Here is a 15,846-nt window from a genome sequence, read left to right on the forward strand (position 1 = left end):
AGCGCATCGCTGCTCAAGTCTCACACTCTGACGCTGAAAAGATGGGATCAATGGATCTGGACCAGATTGTCGCCGACGCGCAACACGCCTTCGCTTCCGCCTCCGACGTCAACACGCTCGAAAACGAAAAGGCCCGCTTTCTCGGCAAATCCGGCGCGCTGACCGAGTTGCTCAAGGGCCTCGGCAAGCTCGACCCGGAAACGCGCAAGACCGAAGGCGCGCGCATCAACGCCGTCAAGCAGCAGGTCGAGGCCGCGCTCAACGCGCGCCGCCAGGCGCTCGCCGACGCGCTCCTGAACCAGCGCCTCGCCGCCGAGGCGATCGACGTCACGCTGCCGGGCCGCGGCACCGGCACGGGCAGCCTGCATCCCGTGATGCAGACGTGGGAGCGCGTGGAGCAGATCTTCGGCTCGATCGGCTTCGACGTGGCCGACGGTCCCGAGATCGAAACCGACTGGTACAACTTCACCTCGCTCAACAGCCCGGAAAACCATCCGGCGCGCTCCATGCAGGACACGTTCTACGTGGACGGCAAGGACGCCGACGGCCGTCAGTTGCTGCTGCGCACGCACACGAGCCCGATGCAGGTGCGCTACGCGCGCACGCACACGCCGCCCATCAAGGTGATCGTGCCGGGCCGCACGTATCGCGTGGACAGCGACGCCACGCATTCGCCGATGTTCAACCAGGTCGAAGGCCTGTGGATCGAAGAGAACATCAGCTTTGCCGATCTGAAGGGCGTCTACACCGACTTCCTCAAGAAGTTCTTCGAGCGCGACGACATTCAGGTGCGCTTCCGTCCGTCGTATTTCCCGTTCACGGAACCGTCGGCGGAAATCGACATGATGTTCGAGCACGGCAAGAACGCGGGCAAGTGGCTCGAAATTTCGGGCTCGGGTCAGGTGCATCCGACCGTGATCCGCAACATGGGCCTCGACCCGGAGCGCTATATCGGCTTCGCGTTCGGCAGCGGCCTCGAGCGCCTCACGATGCTGCGCTATGGCGTGCAGGACTTGCGCCTGTTCTTCGAAGGCGATCTGCGCTTCCTGCGCCAGTTCGCCTGAACGAGCCGCGCACGAGTTAGCAGCGCGCGAGGCGGACGCGGCACTTCAACGAGTGCGCGAGAACCCGCCTTCGCGACGGTCACAATCTGTCTGGAACGTAAAACCCATGCTATTCCCCGAATCCTGGCTGAGAAGCTTTGTCGATCCGAAGCTCACGACCGATGAACTGGCCCACGCGCTCACCATGGCCGGCCTCGAAGTCGAAGGCCTGAGCCCGGCCGCGCCGCCGACCACGAAGATCGTCGTTGGCCGCGTGCTCGAAGTCGTGAAGCATCCGGACGCGGACAAGCTCAACGTCTGTCAGGTCGATGCCGGCACCGGCGCGACGCTGCAGATCGTGTGCGGCGCGCCCAATGTCGCGCCCGGCATCGTCGTGCCCGTCGCGCTCGTCGGCGCCGAACTGCCGCCCGCGGAAGAAGGCGGCAAGCCGTTCGCGATCAAGCTCTCCAAGCTGCGTGGCGTGGAAAGCCAGGGCATGTTGTGCTCGGCGCGCGAACTCAAGCTCTCCGAAGACCACAGCGGCCTGATGATCCTGCCGGAGAACACGCCGGTCGGTCAGGACATTCGCGAGGCGCTCAACCTCGACGACACCATCTTCGAAATCAAGCTCACGCCGAACAAGGCCGACTGCCTTTCGGTGTACGGCGTCGCGCGCGAAACCGCCGCGATCACGGGCGCGCCGCTGCAAGCGCCGGTGTTCCCCGCAGTCGAAGTGAAGCTCGACGAGAAACTGCCCGTCAAGATCTCGGCGCCGGACCTGTGCGGTCGTTTCTCGGGCCGCGTGATTCGCGGCGTGAACGCGCGCGCGAAGACGCCGCTGTGGATGGTCGAGCGTCTGGAGCGCTCGGGCCAGCGCAGCATCTCCGCGCTCGTCGACATCTCGAACTACGTGATGCTCGAACTGGGCCGCCCGTCGCACGTGTTCGATCTCGACAAGATCCACGGTTCGATGGACGTGCGCTGGGGCAAGAAGGGCGAAACGCTCAAGCTGCTCAACGGCAACACCGTCGAAGTGGATGAAACCGTGGGTGTGATCGCCGACGACCGCGAGATCGAAAGCCTCGCGGGCATCATGGGCGGCGACAGCACGGCCGTCACGCTCGACACCGCCAACATCTATCTCGAAGCCGCCTTCTGGTGGCCCGATGCGATTCGCGGCCGCTCGCGCCGCTACAACTTCTCGACCGATGCGGGTCATCGTTTCGAGCGCGGTGTGGACTGGTCGACGACCGTCGAGCACATCGAACGCATCACGCAGCTGATTCTCGATATCTGTGGCGGCGCGGCTGGCCCGATCGACGATCAAACGGTGAACGTGCCGCAACGCGCGGCGGTGAAGATGCGCGTGGCGCGCGCGAACCGCATTATCGGCGTGAAGATCGGCGCCGACGAGATCGCGCAGATTTTCACACGCCTCGGCCTCACGTTCGAACGTAGCGCGGACGAGGCGGGTGACGAGTCGTTCAGCGTGACGCCGCCGCCGTATCGCTTCGACATCGAGATCGAAGAAGATTTGATCGAAGAAGTCGCGCGTATCTACGGTGTCGAAAAGATTCCGGCGCTGCCGCCGGTGGCGCGCAGCGAAATGCGTGCGACCAACGAAACGCGCCGCTCGATCCACACGATCCGTCACGCGCTGGCTGCGCGCGACTACGCCGAAACCATCAACTTCAGTTTCGTCGATGCCGAGTGGGAGCAGGATTTCGCGGGCAACGCGAACCCGGTCAAGCTGCTGAACCCGATCGCGAGCCAGCTCTCGGTGATGCGCACGACGCTTTTCGGCAGCCTCATCAACGTGCTGCGCCACAACCTCAACCGCCGCGCGGATCGCGTGCGCGTGTTCGAAGCGGGCCGCGTGTTCCTGCACGATCCCGCGATCAAGGCGGGTGAGATGACGGTGGAGGGGTTCGCGCAACCGAAGATGATCGGCGCGCTCGCGTACGGTCCCGCGCTCGACGAGCAGTGGGGCGCGCAAACGCGCGGCGTGGACTTCTTCGACATGAAGGGCGATCTCGAAGCGCTGTTCGCAGGACTTGGCGCCACGAAAACGCCGCGTTTCGTGAAGGCGGAGCATCCCGCCTTGCATCCGGGACGCAGCGCGCGCGTGGAAGTGGACGGCCGCGCCGTGGGCTGGATCGGCGAGCTGCATCCGCGCTGGATGCAGAAATACGATCTGCCGCACGCGCCCATTCTGTTCGAAGTCGAAGCCGACGCATTGATGGCGCGCGAACTGCCGACGCCTTCCGACGTGTCGAAATTCCCGCCGGTGCGACGCGATATCGCACTGGTGGTCGATCAGAAGATCGAAGTGCAAGCACTCCTCGACGAGTTCCGCAAGGGCATGCAGGACGAGCCCGCACGGATTGTGCAGAGGGTTGCGCTTTTCGATGAATTTCGTGCAAAATCAAATACTTCCGGACTTGGCGCGGACGAGAAAAGCCTTGCCTTCCGGGTGACCCTGCAAGATACTGGCGGAACCCTTCAGGACGAAACGGTCGATACGGCCATCAAGTCCCTGGTGGATCGCCTGGCTCGAGTGTTTGGCGCCCGGCTGCGCGGATAAGCTCCCCGGCTCATCACGTACCGACATTGGTTTCCGGTTTGCGAGCGTGCACGTTACCGTGCACACGAAGCGAGCAGCCGGAAACGCGCCATTTCATAGATAGATGAACGAAATGAACTCGAGTGATTTCGAAGCCCTTCTCGCGGCACAGCGTAGCGCCATGATTCGCGACATCCCTGCCTCGTCGGCAAGCGCCACGAACGACACGCCCACGCTGACCAAAGCCGAACTCGCCGAGCTGCTGTTCGACAACGTCGGCCTCAACAAGCGCGAAGCGAAGGACATGGTCGAAGCCTTCTTCGAAGTGATTCGCGACGCGCTCGAAAGCGGCGACAGCGTGAAGCTGTCCGGCTTCGGCAACTTCCAGTTGCGCGACAAGCCGCAACGCCCTGGCCGCAATCCGAAGACGGGCGAGGCGATTCCTATTGCCGCGCGGCGCGTCGTCACGTTTCACGCGAGCCAGAAGCTGAAAGCGCTGGTCGAAAGCGGCGCGGAAGCAAGCTTCCCGCGTTGATGCGCTGAGCGTGCGCGCTCGCGCCGGTGGCAATGCGGCGAGCGTGCGACGGACCAGCGGCTTGAGCGGCACTCGCGGACTTCAAAGACCCAGGCGGCAACGCCTCAACGCGCAACCACCACGACGGCAACCCGGCGATGACATCGACAATCGAAAAGGTCGTCTTGCCTTCCATTCCCGCCAAACGCTACTTCACCATCGGCGAAGTGAGCGAACTGTGCGGCGTGAAGCCCCATGTGCTGCGTTATTGGGAGCAGGAGTTCACGCAGTTGAAGCCGGTCAAGCGGCGCGGTAACCGTCGCTACTACCAGCATCACGAGGTCTTGCTGATTCGCCGTATTCGCGAACTGCTTTACGAGCAGGGCTTCACGATCAACGGTGCGCGCAACCGGCTCGATTCGCACGGTGCGATGGTCGAGGAAGCGGCGCAGTCTGAAGCGGAAGCGGTGGCGAGTGGGGAAGGCACGACGGCACTTGTTGATGTCGATCAGTTGCGCAAAGAACTGCTGCACGTGATCGATCTGCTGGGAAGCTGATGCCGATAAGGCGAAGCTTGGGATGTTAAGGAATTCGCTGTGAGGTGGTTCTAATTAGAGAAAGTGTCTGTTATACTTTCTAGCTCTCGGGGCGTAGCGCAGCCTGGTAGCGTACCTGCATGGGGTGCAGGTGGTCGGAGGTTCAAATCCTCTCGCCCCGACCAGGAAAATCAACGGGTTACAGATGAAAGTCTGTAACCCGTTTTCCATTTCTGGCGTCTGCTCAAGCGTGCCGGTCACGCACGCTTGTTGAACCTGGTCTCGAGCGGATCGCTAGGACGGCTCCTGGCGAAGGTGGACGATTCCGGGCATGTCGTCGAAGTCTTCGATCGGCATGTCGAACTGTTTTGGCGCGCCACTCGCTGCGCCAAAAGCGTAAGCGTCGTCGATCAACCAGGTGCCCGACTCCTTCACGAGAATCAGGTCGGTGCGCCCAATGCCGTAGTAGGCGGCGTTGGGCTTGGTGATCTCAGCCCAGTCGACCCGAAGTCGGATACGCGAAGGGCTCGCCTGAAGAATTCTCACGGGTTGCGTGATCTTCAGGCGAACATCGTTGCCGTAGCCAGACGGGTCGGTATCGATCTCCGAATCCCATAGCCGGGCGTCCAGCATGCCGGTGGCCGTGGCGTCGCCCACGCACGAAGTGTGCATGGCGGCAAAGAGCGATCGCGAGAAGAGCGGCTTGAAAGTCCGCGTATAGGCTTCCTCGCGGAACGCCCGGTTACGAACTCGCGAATCGACCGGATGCCCGTTGCGATCGATTTTGCTGAACATGCATGACGCGTCCGGGTGGGACAGCGCGTAAAACTGTTTAACGGTCGCGTCGATCTGCTCGTGATCGGCGGACGAGAGCGGCGGCGGTTGCGCAACCACCGTCGTACAACCTATCAATAGCGCGATGGCGGTCAGATACGGGACACGCATTCTCAATTGCTGAACTCCTTAACGTACTTATCAAAGTCGGATTTTAGCTGCGCCATCGTGTAACCCTGATCCTGGCTCGTGCCTGGCATGGAGGCCCATTCGCTGCGTAGCAGGCCAACGGCCTTTTCGACTTCGCCGGTTCGCACGTACCCGAGCGCCGTGGGCTGGGGCTGTTGGGTCTTCGGATCAAAACGCCCCGGACGGCCTTCCATCAAAAACACCGCGTAGCGGTCTTGCGTGGCGGGTTGAAAGTCGGCAGGCAACGCGCCTGCTCCCGCTGCTTGCCCGGCTGTCCATACCGCCTTGGTCATCTGATACGCGCCCTGATGATGCGCGCCCGGAGGATAGGTCGATAAATCCTTGATGCCGCCCGAAAGCGAATACACGCCTTGCGACGCGTAGTAAGTCTTCGCGTCTCCGCCCAGTTCGAAAAACGTCTTCGCTTCGCGACTCCGGATGATTTTCAGGAACGCTTTCATGCGTGCGAGCGCCAGCGGATCGCTGAATCCCGCTTTGCGATAAATGCCGATCGGCTCGTAGAAATGCCGGGTGCCATCGGGATTGCGTCCGCCCACGCACAGGTAATTACGCTTGAAATCGCTGACGTAGTAGTGATAAGTCCGGATGTCGATATGCCCGGGTTGGCCTTTTCCGTCCGCGGTCTGCGTGTCGCCAGCGACGTGATAAACGATGACGTCGCCGGGGAGCGCCCAGCGCGCATCCGGAAGTTCGCTCGTGACGTTCTTGAATCCCTGCGATTCCAGAAACGCCCCGGCGACTTTCGCATAGCTGCCGCCCGCGCCTTCGTATTTGCCGTGCTTGTCTCGAAGGAACTGGATCGCGTTGATCTTCCAGAGCGCGATCTTCACGAACATATAGCATTGGCCCTTCGATTCCTTGGTGGGCTTCGAGCCATACTTGATGGTGCCGTCGGCGATCTGCTTGAGATTCACGACGGTCGAGGACGACGGCATGGTATGCATCGTCTGCTCTTCGGCCAGATCACTGGTCTTTCGGGCAACCGCCGCGGGGTCGACCGTGTTGGCGGGTCGCGCCGCCGCGGGTTTGGTCGAGCCGTTAGCCGAATTCGCGCCCGCCGGCTTCCCGGTAACCGGATTCGTGCCGACGCTCATCCAGTCCTCAATGAAATGCCATGCCGCATTGATTTTGTGACCGGCCCAGTCGCTCCACGTCTCCTGCGGTTGCGCTTGCGGATGCCCGACCGCGTCGCGTTTCGTCGCGACGACCGGTGCGGCAGGCGTCTTGCCCGTACCGCCTTTCGGTTTCGTCGACGGGGTCCCCGTCGATGTTTTGCTTGCGGTCGCGGGCCGGGCGGCCGGTGCGGTTTTCGTCGGAGGAAGCGTTTTCGTGCTGGCGGCGCTGACCACGGGCGCCGCGGCTACCGCGGGAGTCGCGGGAGTCGCGGGAATATTCGCGGTCTGCGCAGCCGCGCTACCGGCTGCTCCGCTGGCCGCGTTGCTAGTCGCACTACGGGTTGAGTCAGTGCCGGCGGTCGCGCCCGCCATGTCGGTTTCCGTCGTACCGTTGTTCACGGTGGGCGAGGCCGCACTCGATGAACTGGCCGTACTCGCGGGATCGTTTCCTTGGTCCGTTGCTCCGCTTCCCGTTGCGCTTCCGCTGTCGGCATAAGCAGGATGGGCTTCGGTCGTGCCGGAGTTGCCCGGGGCATTGGCGGGCGGTTCCTTGTAAACGTCGTCCTCGGCGCCGCCATGCGGTTGCGTGGCAGTCTTGAGCAAGACGCTCGGGCTCATCAACGTAATCGTGCTGTCGACGCTCGGCACCGTAAAGCTGGCGATCTGCTTGTACTCGCCGTCGTCTTTCTTGACCAGCACGAGGCAGTTGGCGCCCACGGCAAACGTGGTGATTGCGGTCGTATTGCCGTCGCCGTCGGTCGTGCCGTCGATCGTCGTGCTGTCCGACTCCAGGCGGTAAATCAGTCCGCTTATCGGGCTGCCGTCCAAGCCGATAAACCGGCAGTCGGTTTTGGGCGGCGTGTTGTCGTCGGAGGTTGCCGGTGCCGGCGTCGACGGAGTCGTCCCGGGCGCGAGTCCGTTCGCGTCCGGGGCCGGCGTGGTCGCTGCGTTGTTGGTAGCCGATGCATCGTCCGTGGCCGCGTTGGCCGCCTCGTCGGTGGAGGGGGCCGTAGGCGAGACCGGTGCTTCTGCTGGTGCGGCGGTCGTTTCGAGGGGCGTTGCCGTGGGCGCGCTCATGTCCCCGATCGCGTAAGTCTGTACACCGCCTTCGTCGGTGTCCGAAGGCGCGAGGGCGTTTTGGGAGTCGATGGCCATGCTTCGTTTCCTTTAGGCGGATGGAGCGTCGTCGTGTTCTGCGCCGTGTTGCGAGTCGACGAACACTCGCCACGGATCGTCGCCGACGTAGAGCTTGAGATTCGTGTCGCCAGGGGTGAACACGCGGTCAGTCAAGCCATCGGCGTCGAGACGTCCGCTGTTGACGACATTGCCGTTTTCGTCCTTGAACGCATAAGGAATGTTCTCGAACGGGATCGCGAATTCCTCGCCCAGAAGGGGTTTGACATCGACGCGCTGACTGAACATTTGCGATGTCGCCGATACCGGCAGTACCGGGAGCGCTTGTTTCAGCCCGGTCGGTCCGGCGAACGAATGCAGCGCGCCTTTGATATCGATCTGGCCGGGCGCGTGAATCTCGATATTGCCGTTTTTGATGCGTATGTACGCACCGCCGGAAGTCAGCAAAATTTCCTGTTTCGCCGCTGCTTCGATCTGCTCCGTTGCGGATATCACCTTCACGGTCTTCTGGGCCGTCAGTTCGATATTGTCCGAGTGCGCACGAAGTTCAACCTTGCCTTTGGCGGCAAAAAATTTCATCCCGGCGCTCTGGGCAAACAGACTGAGCTTTTCTCTGACGCTCGCGATCAACGACTTGCTGGTGGCGAGATGCGTGTTCTGTCCGCTGACGAGATTGGCCTGGGCATGGGCGGCGAGATGCACCGATTGCTGCGTCGACAGGGCAATGCCGGCCGGGCTGGCCAGTAGCATGACCGGCTCTCCGAACGCGTTGGCGTTACCCGTTCCACCGCCCGCCGTTCGGCCCGGCGAGGTCGAACCTGAAACGTCTTGCTGCGTCGCTGCCGTGAACGACGTTAGCGCAGCGTGGCCGTCGTTGAGACTTTCGGCGTGGTGCGTCGTGCTTGCCTCGGACAGCGCTCCCAGCACGCTCGCCGAATTCGTCAGTTGCGAATGCGCTTCCTGGACATCCATTTGCTGGCTCGTCGCCGTCCAGGTCGAGATATACAGCCCTCTGCCCGCACGCACGGCGCCATACGCATCGGATCTGAGGTCGAAGCCGCTTCCCAGGTAGTTGCCTCTCGTGTTGCCGCTATGCTCGATCAGATACCCCAAATGCAGCTGGGCGCGCGTGCTCGACGAGGAGAACTGCACCCGGTTTTGACCCGTGGCGTCATCCATCACCATCTGGTTAAAGCCGCTGCCCTGATATTCCCTCGAGCGGTAGCCGGACAGCAGGCCGTTGGAGTGCCAGTTGGGCTTCGTCGCGCTGTTGTAGACCTTGCCGGTGACGAGGGGGCGATCGCAATCGCCATCTGCCCAGCTGATGAGAACCTCTTCGCCGATTCTCGGTACATGCACGCTGCCGTAGCCGCCGCCCGTATCGGACATGGCAACGCGTACCCAGCACGAAGCTTTTTCATCGCCGTCGTTGAGTCGATCCCAGTGGAATCGCACCTTGATCCGGTTCAACGCGTCGGTATACACCTCTTCGTTTGCGGGGCCCACAACGATCGCCGACTGCAGGTTCATCGCGGGCTTGTGGTGCTCGAGCGGACTGCGGTAAGGCATGCTCTTGCGTTGTGCTTCGATCTCGACGAGGAAGAAGCCTTCGTTGCCGTCGTCGTGCCGTATCTTCAACCGCCCGGCGGCGTGGTGCGACTCGATTCTCGCCAGCGTGCTCTTCAGGCTATGTGGAAAATCCGCGGTCTGGTGAGAAACGGGCAGGTTGTTTTCGATGAACCACGCGGCCTTGATAACGACGAACTGCCGGTTCTGGGCGTTGTCCGTCGCGTGCCCGGGGTGATTGTCCAACTCGAACCAACGGCCGGCATCCACGGATCGCACGCCTGCGGCGCCGACATAGCGCTTGGCCCGTGACTCCCATTCCTCCATGCGGATTTTCGACAGGCGATCGCCACGGTCCTGGTCGCCATAGGTGTAGGCGCCGGTGTATTCGTAGACTTCGTTTTGCGGGGGGAGCGCGCCTTGGGTCGGGAGAGTGGGAACGTGCGTGCCCTTCGGATTCGCAGGCGAAGCCGGCAATTTGTAGTCGAAGGTGCGGGTCGCGAGCGACGTGCTTTGCAGTGTTCGCGTGCCCGCCCATTGCACCAGCGCGTTGGCTTCGCTGCCGGCTCCCGCGCGATAAAACTCGATGGTCTGGGGGGAGAGCGGGGGACACGCATCAAGGTGGTCGGTGATCACGAGCGTGTGCGACTTGCCGTCGCTCGCCTGCTCGAAGTAGCCGAAGATTCCCTCGCATTCCATGATCCGGTGGACGAAATTCCAGTCGTCCTCGAATTGCACGCAGAACGAGCGCGACGGCAGCGGTTTGCTCAGGGCAAAGCGAAATGCGCCTTGAGCCTGCGGGTGCATGTTGAAGACATCGGTCAGGATCTGGTCGGCGGGCGCGTCTTGCCAGATTCGCGCATCCGAACGAAAGCGCAAAAAGTGCAACCACGATGCGAAGACGATCTGGTAGCTCGTAAGACCGCTATCGGCGCCAAGGCGGCGAGCCGTATGCACGTAGCCGTGATGAGGCAGAAAGGATTGATCGTTTTGCTGAATCCACAGCGTTACCGATTGGGCTATCAGCGTTTTCAGTTCGATGGAGTCGGACGCCGATACAAGATCTGCCGTGAACTCGAAATGACGTCCTATTTGCGAATAACCGATGACCCGCTGGGGCAGAAGGAGATTATCGCCCAGTGGATTATCCAGTTTGAGAAGGCGGTTGCTTTGCGACAAACCATTGTTTATTGCCCCGATTATGTTCTGTGCGCCCATGCGATCTCTTCTTCCTGGCCGTCGCGCCCCCGCGCGTGAGCGGGATTCTACGAAACAACATACGAATCATCCAGTGAAAAGTTTCAGAACAATTGGGCCGGAATTTAATGCTGATTTTCTTATGCGAATTGCGTGTCAGGTATATTTTTCCTGGGCGACATGACTGAATTTTTTTCGATTCGATGCCATTTGATAATGCCTGCCGCTTTTCGGCGATTATAAATGGAGGCGGAATATATAAGGTGTCCGCCAACAGTTGCCTGCGGTGTTGCCGCTAACGAACAGGCGTGGCGCCGCCGTGTCCAGCATCGTCTTAAACACATCGATAAAAATCCGCACGATTTAAGCGAGCGGCGCGCAGGCAGCTCCACGCGGGCCTTGGCGGTTCCCCAATGACTGCGCAAGAACCGGCTGTTAATTTTTCTCACATATCGGTGAGAATCCTTCGTTATACGGCCCGCGTCGCACACCTTACGATACCGGTACATCCGCGTTCGCGGCGCAAGCGACGTCCACGCGCCCGATTCTCCGACTCTCACCGCCCAAGCCCGCGAACGCTCAAGAGCACCCTCCAAATGAATCCGATCGAACTCGCGCAACTGGTTTTCCTCGCCGCCCTGTGGGGCGGATCGTTTCTGTTTATCCGTGTCGGCGTGACCGATTTCGGCGTGGCGCCGTTGATGGCGTTGCGCGTCGGTATCGGCGCGGCGTTTCTGCTGATCGTGCTGTTCTCGCGACGTCCCGCGCGCGAGGCGCTCGGCACGTTGCGCGCGCGCGCCTGGCCGCTGCTCATCGTCGGCATTCTCAACTCGGCGGCGCCGTTCTGCCTGTTCGCGTGGGCCGAACTCACGCTCTCGGCGGGAGTGACCTCGGTGATCAACGCGACCACGCCGCTGTGGGGCGCCGTGGTTGCCTACGTGTGGCTCAAGGATCGTTTGAGCGGCCCGCGCATTGTCGGACTCGTGATCGGTTTCGCGGGCGTGCTCGCGCTCGTGTGGGACCAGATCGCCACGCGCGCCGGCAACGGCGCGTCCACCACCTCGGCGGCGCTCGCCGCGTTGGCCGCGCTCGTGGCGGCGGCGCTCTACGGCGTGGCCGCGAGCTACACGAAGCGCCATCTGACCGGCGTCGATCCGCTCACGGTCGCGGCCGGCACCATGAGCGCCGCGACGATCGTGCTCGCGCCGTTCGCCGTCGCCACGTGGCCGGCGGCGCCCGTTTCGCTGCACGCCTGGGCCGCCGTGCTTTCGCTGGGCGTCGCGTGCACGGGCGTGGCTTATCTGTTGTTCTTCCGCCTGATCGCGTCGATCGGCCCGGCGCGCGCGATCACCGTCACGTTCGTGATTCCCGTGTTCGGCATTCTGTGGGGCGCGCTGTTTCTGGGCGAGGGCGTATCGGTCGGCATGGTGGAGGCGTGCGTGGCCATCTTGATCGGCACCGCGCTCGCGACCGGCTTCATCAAGCGTCTGCCGGGCTTCGGCACGCGCCGTAGCGGTGCGGGCGCGGAACGCTGATCCCGGCCGCGCGCCGTCGCCACAACGGCGCGTGCGCGCGTGCTTCGTTCCGCCCGGTCAGGCGCGGTCTTCGAGTTGTACGCTCGATTCGTCTTCCTTTCCCCGTTCGCTCCGTCACGCCGCCACGCGCGTTGCGACGCTGGCTTTCTTCTCGCGATTCGACGTGCCCAGCGGCAACGTCGTCACGATCCCCGCACCCAGCACGAGCAGCGCCGCCGAATACACGAGCCCCGCGCTGTAGCTGTGCGTCATGTCCTTGAGCCAGCCCACCACGAGCGGGTTCGCCGCCGAACTGATATTGCCGATCGCGTTGATGACCGCGATGCCGACGGCGCGCGCCTGCGGCGTGAAGGCCTGATCGGGCACGGTCCAGAAAATCGACATCGCCGTGTACGAGCCCGCCGATGCGAGACACACGCCAAGCAGTTGCACGAGCGGCGCGCCGGCCTGCGCGCTGAGCACGCAGCCCGCGCCTGACAACAGCATCGGCATGGCGAGGTGCCATTTGCGTTCCTGCCGGCGATCCGAGCGGCGTCCCCACACGATCATCGCGACGATGGTGACGAGTTGCGGAATCGTCGCGATCAATCCCACCGTCACGTTGCTCGCGCCCGCGCTGAAGCCTTTGACGATGAGCGGCGCCCATACCGCGACCATCGCGAGCGTGTTGACGAGGCAGAAGTACGCCGCCGCGAAGCGCAGGACCACGGGCGAGCGCAATTGCTGCCAGAGCGTGGGCGCGACCGCATCGGCCGCCTTCGCGTCTTGCACGGGCATCGCGCTCGCGGTATCGGCGGGAATCGCGTCGAGCGCGGCTTCGAGCGTGCGCTTTTCATCGGCGCTCAACCAGCGCGCGGCGCGCGGCGAGTCGTCGAGATAGAAAAACGCGACGCCGCCGAGCAACGCGGCCGGCATGCCCTCGAGCACGAACAGCCATTGCCAGCCCGCGAGCCCGGCGTGCCCGTCGAGCTTGAGAATGTAGCCCGAAATGGCGGAGCCGAACGCGGCCGTCACGGGCATCGCGATCATGAAGAGCGCATTGGCGCGTGCGCGCCACGCGGGCGGAAACCAGCACGTGAGATAGAGCAGCATGCCGGGCAGAAAGCCGGCTTCCGTCACGCCCACCAGCATGCGCAGCCAGTAAAGCGTGGTCGCGTTGGTCGCGAACATCGTTGCCGTGGAGGCGAGACCCCACGCGATCATGATGCAGCCGATCCAGCGCCGCGCGCCCACACGGGCGAGCACGAGATTGGCGGGAATGCCGCACGCGATATAGGCGATATAAAACAGCGTGCTCGCGAGGCCGAACTGCGTGCTCGAAAGACCGAGGTCTTTCATCATCGTCAGTCCCGCGAAGCCGATGTTGATGCGGTCGAGAAACGACACGACGAACAGCAAAAACAGAAAGCCGAGCAGATGGCGCGAGACCTTGCGCGTGACGGCTTCGGTGGCGTCGGCCGTTCGATGTTGAAGCGGCGAGGGCGGCGCGCTGTCGACGCGCCGTTGCGGCATGGATTTCATGGTGTCTCCTCCGAAGCACGTACGCGCGAACGCACGCGACTGCGGCGATGTTGTGATGATGGGATGCGCCGCGATTCACATTGCCCGCGGATTATGCGAGCGCACTGGGGGCGCGCTGTCCTCAATTTGGGTACAGCGAACGGTTGACTTCGGGAATACCCGTGTTTGCGTTGACCATGGCATCGCGCCATGGAAAAGCACGTAGCGAAGCCACGATTTTCGGGCGCGATGTCACGTAACGGTGACGCCAACCGACTCATGCCGCGGCGTTTTTATCGGCCATGCTTTTTCTGATTGTTCTTCGATTCCCGCTAATCGCCTTGCACCGCTTCGGCAATTCGCCGGAAAAAGACTAAGCGCGGCGGCATTCAATCTCGCGATTCTTCCGTTGAACTCAGCGCGTTCGTATCCGCGCGCAGCGTAATTCGCGCTAGCGGTTCGCGTTGAAAGCCATCAGTCAGGAAGCCCGTGGGGCGGGCGTTTGCGGCCGATGAACGAATGCCGGTTTAACAAGCGCATTCGTTATTTCGCGGCTACACTCCGGTTTCGATCATGAGCGCAAGATTTGTGAACGTTGCATCGATGGACGTTCCTTTATGCGGTGCGTTTTCGTATTTGCGCAATGGCGTGAAAAGCGTGCGTCGATGTTTGTGCCTGGCGCACGGAAATTGCTCCTTCGCGAACCGATGCAATTGTGTTGACGATCCATTGCATCGTTGACACTTTATTCGCGGTGGAGCAAGCGGTAGTTTTGAGCCCCGCGTGGGATAGCCGGCAGTGGTCTACGGCCATCGCACGCGAATCAGCAAATTGATGTGAGGCATGGCGGCCGCGAACGTTGCAGGGGCCGCGCGACGGCATGCCCGCCACGGTCGTCCTTGCGCACGGCGCCGTTGCCCTTGTCGTTTCATGCCGGGTCATCGTCTCGGGGATTTACATGACACAAAGAAAATCGGTCTTGCGGGCTCATCTCGTGCGCGGCGCGCTCGGCGCCCTGTGCGCGTTCGGTGCGGCCAGTGCGCACGCGGACACATGGGGCATTCAACTCGGGCCGGGCGTGGCGGACAACGACGTCAAGAAGCTCGATCTGGGTCTGGTCTGGGATCCGGGTCTGCAGTGGTGGCACGTCGGCGGCTTCCACTTCACCGTGGTCGGCGAAGCGCATGTCGCGTACTGGAAGCTCGACGATCCCAACGCGATCTACCCGAACACGTGGGAATTCGGCGCGACGCCGGTATTCCGCTTCATCAAGGACGCCGGATGGTTCCGCCCGTTCTTCGAAGCCGGTATTGGCGTGCGCCTGCTCTCGCACGTGCGCCAGACGCCGTTTCGCACGATGTCTTCGTCGTTCCAGTTCGCCGACATGGTGGGCGTGGGCGCGCAGTTCGGCGAGCACCAGAATTATCAAGCGGGCTTTCGCTTCCAGCACATCTCCAACGCCGACATCAAGAAGCCGAACCCGGGCTTGAACTTCAGCGAAATCTACGTCCAGTACAACTTCTGACGCGACGGAATGCGGCGGGCAGCGTGCTAGTATTTTTGGCATGCCGCCCGTCGCGCGGCATGACCGAACCGCATGGGAGGTCCCATGGCCGCAGGCAGTCAACTCACGCTCTACACCCGCCGCAAGCAGAAGAAAGGCCATCAATCGGCGGTTGCGTGGATACTCGAAGCCGCGAAAGCCCAAGGCGTGGTCGGCGTCACGGTGCTGGAAGGCTATGAAGGCCTCGACGCGCACGGCAAGCTACACGCCGCCCACTTCTTCGATCTCGCCGACGAACCCGCCGTGGTGCTGATCGTCGCCGACGAAGCCGCGATCGACGCCCTGCTCGTGACGCTCGGCGCGAGCGGGCTCGAACTCTTTTTCACACGCAGTTCCGTCGAATACGGCCGTCTCGGCGGCTGAACGCTGCACCTGCACGATGGTGCAGCGCGTGCAATCGGGTGCCGTCGCGGCTTCGGCCGCCTGCACTCGCACTATCTTGCCTACGCTCGCCGCCATACGGGTTGGGCTCCCTTCGCGCAACCCGCTACACTGTGAACTTTGATGCAGTGCACCACGCGTCGTCGTGCGCGGCACTGCATGACCGGCACTTTCATACACGCGGCACGCCGGCGTCGCGGACAAGGAGCGAGGA

Annotated in this window: 11 protein-coding genes and 1 tRNA gene; 8 read left to right on the top strand and 4 right to left on the bottom strand. The window is 62.5% G+C overall.

All coding sequences use genetic code 11. From position 1 onward, the window contains the following. Positions 1-50 precede the first annotated feature (50 nt). From pheS to FAZ98_RS05130, 5 genes are all read left to right on the top strand, one after another. Positions 51-1,064, top strand: a complete 1,014-nt coding sequence (gene pheS, locus FAZ98_RS05110) for a phenylalanine--tRNA ligase subunit alpha (protein WP_199272296.1) — start codon at positions 51-53, stop codon at positions 1,062-1,064. 106 nt (positions 1,065-1,170) lie between these two features. After that, positions 1,171-3,627 carry a phenylalanine--tRNA ligase subunit beta gene (gene pheT / locus FAZ98_RS05115; protein WP_158949388.1) on the top strand — a complete coding sequence of 819 codons (2,457 nt, stop codon included), beginning with the start codon at positions 1,171-1,173 and terminating at the stop codon, positions 3,625-3,627. A 103-nt stretch (positions 3,628-3,730) separates the two neighbouring features. Then, entirely contained in the window at positions 3,731-4,141 is a 411-nt protein-coding gene (locus FAZ98_RS05120) for an integration host factor subunit alpha (RefSeq protein WP_028204248.1), read from the top strand. Positions 4,142-4,278: 137 nt separating this feature from the next. Then, positions 4,279-4,677: a MerR family transcriptional regulator gene (locus tag FAZ98_RS05125; RefSeq protein ID WP_158949389.1), complete on the top strand. Its 399-nt coding sequence runs from the start codon at positions 4,279-4,281 to the stop codon at positions 4,675-4,677. Between the two features lie 87 nt (positions 4,678-4,764). Next, positions 4,765-4,841, top strand: a tRNA-Pro gene (locus tag FAZ98_RS05130). 109 nt (positions 4,842-4,950) lie between these two features. On the opposite strand, the gene FAZ98_RS05135 is transcribed toward FAZ98_RS05130, so the two are convergent. From FAZ98_RS05135 to FAZ98_RS05145, 3 genes are read right to left on the bottom strand one after another with little or no spacing between them, the layout of a single operon-like run. Further along, positions 4,951-5,601, bottom strand: coding sequence for a hypothetical protein (locus tag FAZ98_RS05135; protein ID WP_233272664.1), 651 nt, complete (start codon positions 5,599-5,601; stop codon positions 4,951-4,953). 2 nt (positions 5,602-5,603) lie between these two features. After that, positions 5,604-7,910: a flagellar hook-length control protein FliK gene (locus FAZ98_RS35550; RefSeq protein WP_233272665.1), complete on the bottom strand. Its 2,307-nt coding sequence runs from the start codon at positions 7,908-7,910 to the stop codon at positions 5,604-5,606. 12 nt (positions 7,911-7,922) lie between these two features. Further along, the gene (locus tag FAZ98_RS05145) at positions 7,923-10,673 is read right to left on the bottom strand and encodes a type VI secretion system Vgr family protein (protein WP_158949391.1); all 2,751 of its coding nucleotides are present in this window, start codon (positions 10,671-10,673) and stop codon (positions 7,923-7,925) included. Positions 10,674-11,248: 575 nt separating this feature from the next. Between FAZ98_RS05145 and FAZ98_RS05150 the strand changes: the two genes are divergently transcribed. Further along, a complete protein-coding gene (locus FAZ98_RS05150; RefSeq protein ID WP_158949393.1) occupies positions 11,249-12,187 on the top strand; it encodes a DMT family transporter in 939 nt (312 codons plus the stop codon). A 114-nt stretch (positions 12,188-12,301) separates the two neighbouring features. On the opposite strand, the gene FAZ98_RS05155 is transcribed toward FAZ98_RS05150, so the two are convergent. Further along, a complete protein-coding gene (locus FAZ98_RS05155; protein ID WP_233272666.1) occupies positions 12,302-13,708 on the bottom strand; it encodes an MFS transporter in 1,407 nt (468 codons plus the stop codon). 937 nt (positions 13,709-14,645) lie between these two features. Between FAZ98_RS05155 and FAZ98_RS05160 the strand changes: the two genes are divergently transcribed. After that, the gene (locus tag FAZ98_RS05160) at positions 14,646-15,212 is read left to right on the top strand and encodes an acyloxyacyl hydrolase (RefSeq protein ID WP_158949395.1); all 567 of its coding nucleotides are present in this window, start codon (positions 14,646-14,648) and stop codon (positions 15,210-15,212) included. An 84-nt stretch (positions 15,213-15,296) separates the two neighbouring features. Further along, positions 15,297-15,614: a DUF190 domain-containing protein gene (locus FAZ98_RS05165; protein ID WP_158949397.1), complete on the top strand. Its 318-nt coding sequence runs from the start codon at positions 15,297-15,299 to the stop codon at positions 15,612-15,614. Positions 15,615-15,846 lie beyond the last annotated feature (232 nt).

Source organism: Paraburkholderia acidisoli (assembly GCF_009789675.1).
Taxonomy (GTDB): domain Bacteria; phylum Pseudomonadota; class Gammaproteobacteria; order Burkholderiales; family Burkholderiaceae; genus Paraburkholderia; species Paraburkholderia acidisoli.